The 13,182-nt window shown below is 69.4% G+C and carries 14 protein-coding genes and 1 pseudogene; 8 read left to right on the top strand and 7 right to left on the bottom strand.

Annotated features, from left to right (window positions below; all coding sequences use genetic code 11):
• Positions 1–121: 121 nt before the first annotated feature.
• From O3Q52_RS35315 to O3Q52_RS35335, 5 genes and pseudogenes are all read right to left on the bottom strand, one after another.
• The gene (locus O3Q52_RS35315; protein WP_269652714.1) at positions 122–1,573 is read right to left on the bottom strand and encodes a penicillin-binding protein 2; all 1,452 of its coding nucleotides are present in this window, start codon (positions 1,571–1,573) and stop codon (positions 122–124) included.
• A gap of 54 nt (positions 1,574–1,627) precedes the next feature.
• Entirely contained in the window at positions 1,628–2,278 is a 651-nt protein-coding gene (locus O3Q52_RS35320; RefSeq protein ID WP_269652715.1) for a response regulator transcription factor, read from the bottom strand.
• Positions 2,275–2,406 (bottom strand): annotated as a pseudogene (locus tag O3Q52_RS35325) (histidine kinase); the annotation flags it as partial. The pseudogene O3Q52_RS35325 and the gene O3Q52_RS35320, both read right to left, overlap by 4 nt.
• A gap of 313 nt (positions 2,407–2,719) precedes the next feature.
• Complete coding sequence (locus tag O3Q52_RS35330; protein ID WP_269652716.1) at positions 2,720–3,211, bottom strand: GNAT family N-acetyltransferase; 492 nt, start codon at positions 3,209–3,211, stop codon at positions 2,720–2,722.
• A 1-nt stretch (position 3,212) separates the two neighbouring features.
• On the bottom strand, positions 3,213–3,986 hold the full coding sequence (locus O3Q52_RS35335; protein ID WP_055616458.1) for an IclR family transcriptional regulator: 774 nt from the start codon (positions 3,984–3,986) through the stop codon (positions 3,213–3,215).
• Positions 3,987–4,114: 128 nt separating this feature from the next.
• Here O3Q52_RS35335 and O3Q52_RS35340 point away from each other — a divergent pair, with 128 nt between their 5' ends.
• The 7 genes from O3Q52_RS35340 (at position 4,115) to thpD (ending at position 10,575) form a co-directional block, all read left to right on the top strand.
• Complete coding sequence (locus O3Q52_RS35340; protein WP_269652717.1) at positions 4,115–5,644, top strand: aldehyde dehydrogenase (NADP(+)); 1,530 nt, start codon at positions 4,115–4,117, stop codon at positions 5,642–5,644.
• Between the two features lie 170 nt (positions 5,645–5,814).
• On the top strand, positions 5,815–6,423 hold the full coding sequence (locus O3Q52_RS35345; RefSeq protein WP_269652718.1) for a DUF1349 domain-containing protein: 609 nt from the start codon (positions 5,815–5,817) through the stop codon (positions 6,421–6,423).
• Positions 6,424–6,475: 52 nt separating this feature from the next.
• A complete protein-coding gene (locus O3Q52_RS35350) occupies positions 6,476–7,006 on the top strand; it encodes a DinB family protein (RefSeq protein WP_269652719.1) in 531 nt (176 codons plus the stop codon).
• Positions 7,007–7,363: 357 nt separating this feature from the next.
• Entirely contained in the window at positions 7,364–7,903 is a 540-nt protein-coding gene (ectA, locus tag O3Q52_RS35355; protein WP_190230211.1) for a diaminobutyrate acetyltransferase, read from the top strand.
• Positions 7,904–7,933: 30 nt separating this feature from the next.
• Entirely contained in the window at positions 7,934–9,205 is a 1,272-nt protein-coding gene (gene ectB, locus O3Q52_RS35360) for a diaminobutyrate--2-oxoglutarate transaminase (RefSeq protein WP_269652720.1), read from the top strand.
• A gap of 73 nt (positions 9,206–9,278) precedes the next feature.
• A complete protein-coding gene (locus O3Q52_RS35365; protein WP_055616453.1) occupies positions 9,279–9,683 on the top strand; it encodes an ectoine synthase in 405 nt (134 codons plus the stop codon).
• A gap of 4 nt (positions 9,684–9,687) precedes the next feature.
• On the top strand, positions 9,688–10,575 hold the full coding sequence (thpD, locus tag O3Q52_RS35370) for an ectoine hydroxylase (RefSeq protein WP_269652721.1): 888 nt from the start codon (positions 9,688–9,690) through the stop codon (positions 10,573–10,575).
• A 64-nt stretch (positions 10,576–10,639) separates the two neighbouring features.
• Here thpD and O3Q52_RS35375 read toward each other — a convergent pair whose 3' ends face one another.
• On the bottom strand, positions 10,640–11,701 hold the full coding sequence (locus tag O3Q52_RS35375; protein ID WP_269652722.1) for an alkene reductase: 1,062 nt from the start codon (positions 11,699–11,701) through the stop codon (positions 10,640–10,642).
• Positions 11,702–11,902: 201 nt separating this feature from the next.
• On the opposite strand from O3Q52_RS35375, the gene O3Q52_RS35380 reads away from it, so the two are divergent.
• Positions 11,903–12,421 carry a MarR family winged helix-turn-helix transcriptional regulator gene (locus O3Q52_RS35380; RefSeq protein ID WP_269652723.1) on the top strand — a complete coding sequence of 173 codons (519 nt, stop codon included), beginning with the start codon at positions 11,903–11,905 and terminating at the stop codon, positions 12,419–12,421.
• A gap of 45 nt (positions 12,422–12,466) precedes the next feature.
• Here the strand turns inward: O3Q52_RS35380 and O3Q52_RS35385 are convergent.
• Positions 12,467–13,182: maleylpyruvate isomerase N-terminal domain-containing protein (locus O3Q52_RS35385; protein WP_269652724.1), on the bottom strand; the 716-nt coding region annotated here is incomplete at its 5' end.

A 13,182-nucleotide genomic window follows, 5' to 3' on the forward strand; every position in this document is an offset into this window, starting at 1 on the left:
AAAAGATTGCGCGGTTCCCGGCGCCCCTTGCCAGGCCCGGGGAACCGCAGGCCTTTAAGGGGCGCGGGGAACCGCGCGACCAGCCCCCACCGGCCGGTAGTCGACGAACCGACCGGAACCCTCAGTTCTTCAACGCGGCCTGCATCATCGCTTTGGCGACCGGCGCAGCCAACCCGTTCCCGCTCACCTCGGAGCGCGCGGCATTCGACTGCTCCACCAACACAGCCACAGCCACTTCCTTGCCGCTGGAGTCGTCCTTCGCATAGGACGTGAACCACGCGTACGGCGTCTTGCTGTTGTTCTCACCGTGCTGCGCCGTACCGGTCTTGCCACCCACCGTCGCCCCGGAGATCCGCGCGTTCGTCCCCGTACCCTCCTCGACGACCGTCTGCATCGCCGACTGCAACTGCTCGGCCGTGGACGAACTGACGATCTCCTTCGAGTCCGTCGAGTCGTCGTAGTTCTCCAGCACGTTGCCGTCCGCGTCACTGATCTGCGACACCATGTGCGGCGAGACCAGCTTGCCGCCGTTGGCGATGGCCGCCGACACCATGGCCATCTGCAACGGTGTCGCGGTCACGTCGAACTGCCCGATGCCCGTCAGCGCCGTGGACGACTTCTCCATGTCCGACGGATACACGCTCTCGTACGCCCGCACGGGCACGTCCTGCGACGTGTCGTTGAAGCCGAACTTCTCGGCCATCGCCTTCAGCTTGTCCTGGCCCAGGTCGACGGCCATCTTCGCGAAGACGTTGTTGCACGAGTACTGGAGGGCGACACGGATCGTCGCGTTCTCACAGGGCGCGGACTTGCTCTCGTTCTCCAGGACCCTGGTCGTGCCCGGCAGCGTGTACGGGTTCTCGCTGTCGGTCTTCGTGTCCACCGAGGCGTACAGGTCGTCCTCCAGCGCGGCGGCCGCGACGACCAGCTTGAACGTCGAGCCCGGCGGCAGCGGCTGGCGCATCGCCCGGTTCGTCATCGGCTTCTCCGGGTCCTTCGTCAGCTTCGTCCAGGCGTCGGAGTCACCGGCGCTGAGCACCGAGGGGTCGTACGACGGGGTGGACACGACGCCGAGGATCTTGCCCGTCTTCGGGTCGATCGCGACGGCGGCGCCCTTCTTGTCGCCGAGCGCCTCGTATGCGGCCTTCTGCACAGCCGGGTCGATCGTGGTGACCACGTCACCAGGGTCGGCGCGCTTGCCGGTGACCGTGTCGAGGGGGTCCTTCAGACGGTTGTCCGTGCCGTCGAGCAGATCCTGGTAGATGCCCTCCAACTGCGTGGCCCCGAACACCTGCGAGCTGTAGCCCGTGACCGCCGCGTAGAGGCTGCCGGCGGTGTACGTGCGCTTGTACTTGAGGTCGCCGCCCTTCGTCTGCGCGGAACCGGTGATCGCGTCCCCGGCCACGATGATGTTCCCGAGCGGGTACGCGTACTGCTCGATCGCGTTCCGTCGGTTGTCCTTGCTGTCCGCGAGCGCCTGGCCTTCGTAGAACTGCACCCAGGTCGCCCGGACCAGCAGGGCGAGGACGAGCAGCAGGGTGAAGACGGAGGCGCGTCTGATCGTTTTGTTCATCCCATACGGACGACGACCAGGACGGACCCGATCGTTCCCACCCACCCGGATTTTTCATACGTCCTTCATGAAGCCCGCCTCGTACGCCGCGATCACCGCCTGTGTACGGTCCCGGGTCGCCGTCTTCGCCAGGACGGCCGCCACATGGGTCTTCACCGTCGCGGGCCCGACCCCCATGCGGCCGGCGATCTCGGCGTTGGTCAGCCCGGCGGCCATCAGCCGCAGGACCTCGCCCTCCCGGCCGGTGAGCCTCGCCACCCACGCGGGCGGTGCCGCCTTCGCCCGCCCGTACTCGGTGGCGAGCGCCCGCACCGCCGCCGGGAACAGCAGGCTGTCGCTGTGCGCGACCAGACGTACGGCCTGGACCAGCGCTTCGGCGTCGGCCCGCTTGAGCAGAAACCCGGACGCTCCGGCGCGCAGCGCCTCGTACACGTACGCGTCGTTCTCGAAGGTCGTCACCACGACGATGCGTGGGGGATCGGGAAGCGTCGCCAGGATCTGCTCGGTGGCTCGGATGCCGTCGATCTCGGGCATGCGGACGTCCATGAGGACGACGTCCGGCGCCAGCTCGCGGACGACGGACACCGCCTCGGCGCCCGTGGCCGCCTCCCCGACGACCTCCAGACCGGGCTCGGCCGTCAGGATCGCGCGCAGCGCGGTGCGCACCATGCGCTCGTCGTCGGCGAGGACGATCCGGATGGTCATGCGGGTCCTTCCAGAGGGAGTCGTACGTTCAGCCGCCACACCCCGTCCACCGGGCCGCACTCCGTGGTGCCGCCCAGGAGCCGGGCCCGGTCGGCGATCCCGCGCAGACCGTGGCCGCCGCCGGGACGGAGGCACCGACGCCCGCCACGAGGATGCCGAGAATCATCTGCCCGGCGTAGGTGAGGTCCATCGGCGTCGTCGGCCGCTCGGCGACGGCGCACGACGTCCGACGAAACGTCTGCGTCATGCCACCCACGCTCCCGCCCCACCCCGCCGGACCACGTCCTGCGTGACGACGATCCGCCTCCGCCGCACGGGGGAGGCGGACGCGATGTCAGGCCCCGAAAGGGGCGCGGGGAACTGCGCGACCAGCCACACACAACCCGCACCCGGCAACGACCCGCAGCCCCGACGGCGCCCCACCGGGAATCCGACGCACGCTCACGCTTCGAGCGTCAGCACAACCTCGTCGATCTCCTCACCCCGCGCATTGGCGAACCCCCTGTCCTGCCCGGAGGCGCGAAACCCGCACTTCTCCAGCACCCGCAACGACCCCACGTTGTCCGCGGCAGCCCGAGCGAACAACGGACGCTCAGGCACGGCATCGAGCAGCGCCAGCAACGCCCCGGTGGCGATCCCCCGCCCCCAGTACGCCCTGTCGATCCAGTACGTCACTTCGCGCTCGTCGGGCGGGCCGTACACCGCCGCGTTGCCGACCACGTCACCGTCGACGAGGACCGTACGGTTGACGACGTCGGACAAGCTGCGGATCCGCTTCCAGTGGGCGTCGAAGGCGTCCCGGTCGGTCGGGTCCTTCGCGGTGAACGCGGCCATCCGCACCGACTCGGGATCCATCATCTGCCGGAAGAACACCGGCAGATCACTGTCGTGGATCTCGCGGAGCACGACCTCCGGGTTGGACAGGTCGGACATGTCAGAGCCTCCGGGTGGCGAGCGTCAGTCGGTCCCGCGCGTCGAACAGCGCGTCCTTCACCATCTGCTCGTGCGCGGGCGTCAGCCGAGCCACCGGCACCGAGCAGCTGATCGCGTCCCGCGCGGGCGTCCGGTAGGGGATCGCGACGCCGAAGCAGCGCAGTCCGAGCGTGTTCTCCTCGCGGTCCACCGCGAACCCCTGCTCCCGCACCTGGTGCAGCTCCTCGATGAGCTTCTCCCGGTCGGTGATCGTGTGCTCGGTCAGCGCGGGGAGCGTCTCCGGGAGCAGCTTCCGTACCTGCTCGTCGGTGTGCGTGGCGAGCAGCGCCTTGCCGAGCGACGTGGAGTGCGCGGGCAGCCGGCGGCCCACGCGTGTGAAGGGGCGGAGGTAGTGCTGGGACTGGCGGGTCGCGAGGTAGACGACGTTCGTGCCGTCGAGGCGCGCCAGGTGGATCGTCTCCGTCGTGTCGTCGGAGAGCCGGTCCAGCGTCGGCCGGGCCGCGGCCACGACCTCGTCGCCGTCGATGTACGACGTACCGACGAGCAGGGCCCGTACGCCGATGCCGTACCGCGTGCCCGTCGCGTCCGTCTCGACCCAGCCGAGCTCGACGAGGGTGCGCAGCAGCATGTAGAGACTGGACTTGGGGTACCCGACGGCCTCCTGCACGGCGGCCAGGGAGTGCATGCCAGGGCGTCCGGCGAAGTACTCGAGCAATTCAACCGTCCGCACCGCGGACTTGACTTGTGCCCCGCCGCCCGTCTCGACTGCCGACATCGCCTTGACCCCCTAGTTCGCCGGGAAATAGTCTCCAGCATATTCACCACCAGAGACAGCGTTCAGCATATCGAACGCCGCTGGTGAGTGGCACATGTACTGCGGCATTACATCTGGAGGGACCCGCGGTGGCAGCAGCACCAGTCTGGAGTGTCGACCCCCGAACCGGGAAGCAGCGCGAGCAGGTTGCGGTGGAAGCCACAGCCCAGGAGGTGGACGCGGCCGTCCGCGCGGCCCACGCCGCCCGGGGAGCACTCGCCGACCGCACCGTCCGCGCGGCCTTCCTGCGTTCCGCGGCCGACCAGCTCGAAGGCGCCAAGGAGCACCTGGTCGAGGCCGCCGACGCGGAGACCGCGCTCGGTCCGGTCCGGCTCACCGGCGAGCTCGCCCGCACCTGCTACCAGCTGCGGGCCTTCGCGGACATCGTCGACGAGGGCGAGTTCCTCGGTGTCGTGATCAACCACCCCGACGACACCGCGACCCCGCCGATCCCGGACCTGCGCCGCTACAAGGTGCCGCTGGGCGTCGTCGCCGTCTACTCGGCCTCGAACTTCCCCTTCGCCTTCTCCGTGCCCGGCGGCGACACCGCGAGCGCGCTCGCCGCGGGCTGCCCGGTCGTCGTCAAGGCGCACCCGGACCACCCGGGCCTGTCCGAGCTGGTCGCGTCCGTCCTGCGCCGGGCCGCCGCCCAGCACGACATCCCGGACGGTGTCCTCGGCCTGGTGCACGGCTTCGACGCGGGCGTCGAGCTGGTCAGGCACCCGCTGGTCACGGCCGCCGGATTCACCGGTTCGGTACGTGGTGGACGTGCCCTCTTCGACGCCGCGGCCGCCCGGCCCGCGCCGATCCCCTTCCACGGCGAGCTGGGCTCCCTGAACCCCGTCGTCATCACCGAGGCCGCGGCCGCCGAGCGCGCCGAGGCGATCGGTACGGGGCTCGCGGGCTCCATGACGCTGGGTGTCGGCCAGTTCTGCGTGAAGCCGGGTCTGGTGCTGGCGCCCGCAGGCGCGTCCGGTGACCGGCTGGTCAAGTCGCTCACGGACGCGGTGAGCGACACGGACGCGGGTGTTCTCCTGGACCACCGTATGCGTGACAACTTCGTCGCGGGGGTCGCCGAGCGGGCCGAACTCCCCGACGTGGACGCCCCGGTGACCCCGGGCGCGGGCAGCGAGCACACCGTGAGCCCCGGCTTCCTGACGGTTCCGGCCGAGCGGCTGGCCGCCGAGGGGGAGTACGACCTGCTCCTTGAGGAGTGCTTCGGGCCGGTCACCGTCGTCGCGCGCTACGAGGACGAGGCCGAGGCGAACGCGGTGCTCGCGCGGCTGCCCGGCAACCTCACCGCGACCGTGCACCTCTCCACGGAGGAGACGGCCGGCGAGGGGCGTGGCGCGGAGATCCTCGCCGAGCTGACGCCGCTCGCGGGGCGGGTCCTGGTCAACGCGTGGCCGACCGGTGTCGCGGTCGCGCCCGCCCAGCACCACGGGGGGCCTTACCCGGCGACCACCTCCACGTCCACGTCGGTCGGCGGTACCGCCATCGAGCGGTGGCTGCGGCCGGTGGCGTACCAGAACACGCCGGAGGCGCTGTTGCCGCCGGAGCTCCGCGACGACAATCCGCTGGGGTTGCCGCGGCGGTACGACGGGCGTCTGGAGCGGTAGCGCTCCGCGGGGTGCGCCGTTGGGCCCGTGGCCGTTCTGCTGCGGGCCCGTTGTGGCTGATCGCGCAGTTCCCCGCGCCCCTTGAGGGGCGCCCCCTGCGGCGCAGCCGTGCGGTGATACGGCCCCGCGCCCCTTTCTGGGCGTGGGGGTGGACCTGACAGACTCGGGGGATGGACTTGGAACTTCCTGAACTTCCCTTTTCTCTTCGGACGTACGGGCCCGACGGGCACTGGTCGTACGAGGACGGGGTGCTCACCGGGTGGGCCGGGGCGCGGCAGGACCGGTTCGTGCCGCCGACCGACGAGGGGCTGGACCCCGCGTCCGACGCACCCCGGCTGCTCGGGTCGCCGGAGGGGGACTTCCAGCTCATCGCCCGGGTCACGGTCGGTTTCGCCGGGGCGTTCGACGCGGGCGTGCTGTACGTGCATGTGGGCGAGCGGGCCTGGGCCAAGCTCTGCCTGGAGAACTCGCCGGACGTGCCCACCGTCTGCACGGTCGTCACCCGGGGCCACTCCGACGACGCCAACTCCTTCACGGTGGACGGCAGTTCGGTCTGGCTGAGAATCAGCCGCACCGGCCGTGCCTTCGCCTTCCACGCGTCGAGGGACGGCAAGCGCTGGACCTTCGTCCGCCTCTTCACCCTGGCCGACGAGAAGGAGACCGGCGCCGCCCTGATCGGCTTCATGACCCAGTCCCCGATGGGCGAGGGCTGCGTGGTCACCTACGACCACATCGAATACCGCCCGGACTGGCCGGCAGACCTGAGAGACGGCACCTGAGCCTCGGCCGGCGGGGTCGTACAGGCGGGCGCCCGGTGTCATGCTGCAGGGCATGACCACCGACACGTACCAGACCCTTCCGGACGGCCGCCCCCTCCCGCTCATGACCGGGGCGGAGCGGCCCATGCTGGAGAGCTGGCTCGCGTTTCACCGGGCCACCCTGGAGTCGAAGTGTGCGGGGCTGGACGACGGCCAGGTGCGGCTGGCGTCCGCCGCGCCGTCGGAACTGACGCTGCTCGGGCTGGTGCAGCACCTCGCCGAGGTGGAGCGGAACTGGTTCCAGGCGGTGTTCGCGGGACTCGACGTGCCGACGCTGTACGAGGACGGCGTCGGCGGATACGCCCTCGACCCGGAGCGCGGGCTCGACGAAGCGCTGGCGGACTGGCGCCGCGAGGTCGAGCGCGGGCAGGAGCTGTCCGCCGGGCGGTCGCTCGACGACCTCGGCCGGATTGTCGAGGGGCCGATGGCCGGGCTGGAGGTCAGTCTGCGCTGGATCCTTGTGCACCTGATCGAGGAGTACGCGCGCCACAACGGTCACGCGGACATCGTCAGGGAGCGGATCGATGGGGTCACAGGCGCCTGACCAGCGGGGTGGTGGGTGATCGGGGAATTCCGGTTCGGTTTATCCGGGGGTTATTTCTCGGCGCTTTCCGGGGGTCTTATTCAGTGCAGCTCCCCGTATTCTTCTGCCCGCTTTCTCTGAACCTAAACGCTAAGATTTCGCGAACACCAACCTCTTAATTCGGGCAGATCTCGTGGTGATTACACGGCTGTGACGCAACACACAAGGTGCCCAGTTTGTAATGTATTTTCGGTATAAAGCGGCGGCTTCTGGCCGGTGGTACGCGGCGTTCGCGCCCGCGTGATAACACAGCAGGCGCGTCGACGTAACCCCCTCCGGCGATGCAATTTGAACTTTCGCTGGGTAAATTCAATCCGCATGACCGCCGCACAAGCAGACCTGCAAGCGGAATTCCTGGAAATGCCGGAAGGGCTGCGGATCGACCGTCCGCACGTGGTGGACGGAGCCGCACTCTGGCGCATTGCCAAGGACTCCGGGAACCTCGACCTGAACTCCTCCTACAGCTACCTGCTGTGGTGCCGTGACTTCGCCGGCACCTCCGCGGTGGCGCGCACGGCCGACGGCGAGCCGGTCGCCTTCGTCACCGGCTACATCCGGCCGGAGCGCCCGCACACGCTTCTCGTGTGGCAGGTGGCCGTCGACGCGGAACAGCGCGGACGCGGCCTCGCCGCCGCGCTCCTCGACGGACTGACCCTGCGGATCGCCCGCACACACGAGCTGACCACCGTCGAGACCACCATCACCCCGGGCAACACCGCCTCCGAGCGGTTGTTCACGTCGTACGCCGGACGCCACGGAGCGACCGTCGAGCGTGAGGTCCTGTTCGACACAGCGCACTTCCCCGACGGACCGCACGACCCAGAGGTGCTGTACCGCATCGGCCCCCTGTCGCACTGACGAACCCCCCACGCCTTGAGGAGCAACACCGTGACCATCACCCAGCCCGACCTGAGCGTCTTCGAGACTCTGGAGTCGGAGGTGCGCAGCTACTGCCGTGCCTGGCCCACCGTCTTCGACCGCGCGCAGGGCAGCCGCATGTTCGACGAGGACGGCCATGAGTACCTCGACTTCTTCGCCGGCGCCGGATCACTCAACTACGGCCACAACAACCCCGTACTGAAACGCGCCCTCATCGACTACCTGGAACGCGACGGCGTCACGCACGGTCTCGACATGTCGACGACCGCGAAGCGCGGGTTCCTGGAGTCGTTCCAGAACCTGGTGCTGCGGCCCCGCGACCTGCCGTACAAGGTCATGTTCCCGGGCCCGACCGGCACCAACGCCGTCGAGTCCGCGCTGAAACTGGCCCGCAAGGTCAAGGGGCGCGAGGCGATCGTCTCCTTCACCAACGCCTTCCACGGCATGTCGCTCGGCTCGCTCGCCGTGACCGGCAACGCCTTCAAGCGGGCCGGCGCCGGCATCCCGCTCGTGCACGGCACGCCGATGCCCTTCGACAACTACTTCGAGGGCAAGGTCGAGGACTTCCTCTGGTTCGAGCGGCTCCTGGAGGACCAGGGCTCCGGCCTCAACAAGCCCGCCGCGGTGATCGTCGAGACCGTGCAGGGCGAGGGCGGCATCAACGTCGCCCGCCCGGAGTGGCTGCGCGCCCTCGCCGAGCTGTGCGAGCGCCAGGACATGCTGCTGATCGTCGACGACATCCAGATGGGCTGCGGCCGGACCGGGGCGTTCTTCTCCTTCGAGGAGGCGGGCATCACCCCCGACATCGTCACTGTCTCCAAGTCCATCAGCGGCTACGGACTGCCCATGTCCCTCTGCCTGTTCAAGCCCGAGCTGGACATCTGGGAGCCGGGCGAGCACAACGGCACGTTCCGCGGCAACAACCCCGCGTTCGTGACGGCCGCCGCCGCGCTGGAGACGTACTGGTCCGACGGTCCCGCCATGGAGAAGCAGACCCGCACCCGTGGCGAGCAGGTCGAGGAGGCGTTCATCTCGATCACCGAGGAGAACCTCGCCGACGTCAAGGAGTACCGCGGCCGGGGCCTGGTCTGGGGCATGGAGTTCCACGACAAGGCGCGCGCGGGCCTGATCGCCAAGCGGGCCTTCGAACTCGGCCTGCTCATCGAGACGTCGGGCCCGGAGAGCGAGGTCGTGAAACTCCTCCCGGCGCTCACCATCACCCCCGAGGAACTGGACGAGGGCCTGCGCATCCTCGCCCGCGCCGTCCGCGAGACGGCCTGAACCACCCCTGAACCACAGCGGCCACATCGACCGCACCAGCCGCACATCAGCCTGAAGGAGGCTTCGCAGCACCGTGATAGTCCGTTCGTTCAAGGAGATCGAAGGCACTGACCGACACGTGAAATCGGCGTCGGGTACCTGGGAGAGCAAGCGCATCGTCCTCGCCAAGGAGAGGGTCGGCTTCTCCGTGCACGAGACGATCCTCTACGCGGGTACCGAGACGTCGATGTGGTACGCGAACCACATCGAGGCCGTCGTCTGCGTCGAGGGCGAGGCCGAACTCACCGACGACGAGACCGGCGAGAAGTACACGATCACGCCGGGAACCATGTACCTCCTCGACGGGCACGAGAAGCACACGATGCGGATCAAGCAGGACTTCCGCTGCATCTGTGTCTTCAATCCGCCGGTGACCGGACGGGAGGACCATGACGAGAACGGCGTCTACCCCCTGCTGACCGAGCCCGAGGAGGTCTGAACCGATGACGACGATCACCGACCTGTATCCCAGTCGCGGTACCAGCGAGGTGTCCGTGCCCCGGCAGGACCCGGTCGTGTGGAGCGAGCCCGGCACGCCGGGACCGATCCCCGGGGCCGACCTGCAGTCGTACGAGCGTGACGGGTTCCTCGCCGTCGACCGGATCATCGGCGAGGACGAGGTCGCGCTCTACCACGCGGAGCTGGAGCGTCTGGTGACGGACCCGGCGATCCGTGCCGACGAGCGCTCGATCGTGGAGCCGAAGTCGCAGGAGATCCGCTCGGTCTTCGAGGTCCACAAGATCAGTGAGATCTTCGCCCAGCTCGTACGCGACGAGCGCGTGGTCGGCCGCGCCCGGCAGATCCTCGGCTCCGACGTGTACGTCCACCAGTCGCGGATCAACGTCAAGCCCGGCTTCGGTGCGAGCGGCTTCTACTGGCACTCGGACTTCGAGACCTGGCACGCCGAGGACGGACTGCCGAACATGCGGACCGTGTCCGTCTCGATCGCGCTGACCGAGAACTACGACACCAACGGCGGTCTCATGATCATGCCGGGGTCGCACAACACGTTCCTCGGCTGTTCCGGAGCCACGCCGAAGGACAACTACAAGAAGTCGCTGCAGATGCAGGACGCGGGCACGCCCTCCGACGAGGCGCTCACCAAGTTCGCGTCCAGGCGCGGCATCAAGCTCTTCACGGGCAAGGCCGGCTCGGCCACCTGGTTCGACTGCAACTGCATGCACGGTTCGGGCGACAACATCACGCCGTTCCCGCGCTCGAACGTCTTCATCGTGTTCAACAGCGTGGAGAACACGGCGGTGGAGCCGTTCTCGGCCCCGGTACGCCGGCCCGAGTTCATCGGAGCGAGGGACTTCACTCCGGTGAAGTGACGTACGCCCACGGGTGATTGGCCCGGTTCCCGTCTCGTACGAGACGGGAACCGGGCCAACTGCCTTACAGCGCCGGGTAGTCCGTGTAGCCCTTGGCGTCCCCGCCGAAGAAGGTCGCCCCGTCGGGCTCGTTGAACGGGCCGCCGGTCCGCAGACGGGCGGGCAGGTCGGGGTTGGCCAGGAACAGCTGGCCGTACGCGACGAGATCGGCGACGCCGTCCTCGACGAGGGCCAGGGACTCCGGCCCGGTCGGTCCCTCGGTCGCCGGGTTCAGGACGAGGGTGCCGCTGAACCTCTTGCGCAGCGCGAGGGTCAGCTCACGCATCTCGACCGCCTCGGTGACGTGCAGATACGCGAGGCCCAGCGGCTCCAGCTCGGCCACCAGCGCGGTGTACGTCGGCTCCGGCTCGGGCTCCTGGATGTCGTTGTACGGGTTGCCGGGCGAGAGCCGGATGGCGGTGCGCCCGGCACCGATCTCGGCGGCGACGGCCTTCACGGTCTCGACGGCGAACCGTATGCGGTTCTCGACGGAGCCGCCCCACTCGTCGGTGCGGTGGTTGGAGCCGGGGGCGAGGAACTGATGGATCAAGTAGCCGTTGGCGCCGTGCAGTTCGACCCCGTCGAAGCCCGCCTCGACGGCGCCCCGCGCGGCGGCCACGAACTCTCCGATGGTGGCGCGGACCTCGTCGCCCGTGAGCTCGCGCGGGGCGATGAAGTCGAGGGGGCCCTCGTGCGTGTAGACCTGCCCCTGGGCCGGTACGGGTGACGCGCCGACGTTGACGAGCCCGTCGGGCAGCAGGGTGGGGTGGCCGATCCGGCCCGCGTGCATGAGCTGCGCGAAGATCCGGCCGCCGGCGGCGTGCACGGCGTCGGTGACCTTCCGCCAGGCGGCGATCTGCTCGTCGCTGTGCAGGCCGGGGGTGTCCGGGTAGCCCTGGCCGATCGCGGACGGCTGGATGCCCTCGGTGATGATCAGCCCCGCGGAGGCGCGCTGGGCGTAGTACTCGACGGTGAGGTCGGTGGGGGTGCCGCCCTCGCCCGCCCTGCTGCGGGTCATCGGCGCCATGGCGATGCGGTTGGCGAGGGGTGTGCCGGACAGGTCGATCGGGTCGTACGCAGTGGTCACAACAGCTCCCGGAAAGGTTATATGTGGTCGGCCAATCATCTGAACCGAGAGCCACCCTAAAGTATTCCTTGGCTGACCAAGTTAATCTCGGTGGAGAAGGCCGGGATCCTCCCGGGATGAGCTCGGGAGAAGGCAGGAGACGGCGGGGGAGGCGGTGGGACGTACGGTGGACAGCACGTCCGCACGAACCGGGGAGTCGAGATGAGTGCCAGCCAGGAGGTCGCGGCCCCGCAGGCCGACCCCGTCTGTACCGACAAGCTGCCCTCCGCGGCGCGCGGCGGCCCGGTCGGCCACGCCATCTCACGGGTCGCCCGGCTGCACCGCACGACCGCGGCCAAGCTGCTGCGCGGGGCCGGGCTCTACCCCGGGCAGGAGTTCGTGATGATGCACCTGTGGGACCAGGGCCCGGTGCGTCAGTCGGACCTCATCAAGGCGGTCGAACTCGATCCGTCCACGATCACGAAGATGCTCCAGCGCCTTGAGCAGTCCGGGCACGTGACCCGCAGCCCGGATCCGAAGGACCGGCGCGCGGTGCTCGTCGAGGCGACCGAGAAGAGCTTCGGACTGCTCGACGAGGTCGCACTCGCCTGGTCCGGCCTCGAGGAGCACGCCCTCGCGGGCCTGAGCCAGGCCGAGCGGACCCAGCTCGTCGCTCTCCTCTCCCGGGTCGAGTCGAACCTCTGCACGGAGGCGGGGGGCTGCCCGGCCCCGGGCTCGTAGCTCCCCAGGACCAGGGGCGCGCTCCCCGGGCCCGTAGGGGCTGAGCTACAGCCAGGACAGGGCGGCCGCGCGCTCCAGTACGTCGTGTACGACGTCCTCGTCGCCCGCCACGCCCCTCGGCACCTCGTCCGGCGTGTACCGGCCGCCCACGAGCAGGCAGAAGTCCACGGCGTCCAGGACGAGTTCACCCCGGACCGCCTCGTCCTCGGAGCCGAGCACCCACTCGGTGGAGCTCTCGCCCGCCGTCACCGCGAACAGCACCGGCGGTGCCGTCGGCCCCAGCGCCATGCCGAGGATGCGGACGGCGAGCCGTACCAGCTGCCACAGATGGGCGTCAGGGGGCGGCGGCACGGCGAGACCGAGCGCGCGGCCGATGTCGTCCGTGTGGATCCACGCCTCGAAGCCGCGCACCACGAAGTGGTCGGCGACCGGCAGCCGTACGCCCATCAACGTCGTCGCGCGCGCGGCCCGTTCGGGATCCCGGGCCTCGGGCGTGGCCAGCAGCGCGGCGGCCCGCTCGGCCCAAGCGGCCACCGTCTCCTGGGGGTCGCGCGTCCGCTCGTACGCGATGACGTCGGCGGTCCGCGTGTTCCAGGCGTCCTCCCACGAGGTGTCCTCGGTGATCCGTGAGGGCGGTGTGTGGGTCTCCAGGCCCAGGCGCACGGCCAGTTGCTCGTCGGCGACGATCAGATTCGACGTCGGACTGTCACGTACACACCAGTCAGATGTCGGACAGATGAGAATCGTGTGGCGGAAGATCG

The organism is Streptomyces sp. ActVer (assembly GCF_027270795.1).
Lineage (GTDB): Bacteria > Actinomycetota > Actinomycetes > Streptomycetales > Streptomycetaceae > Streptomyces > Streptomyces umbrinus_A.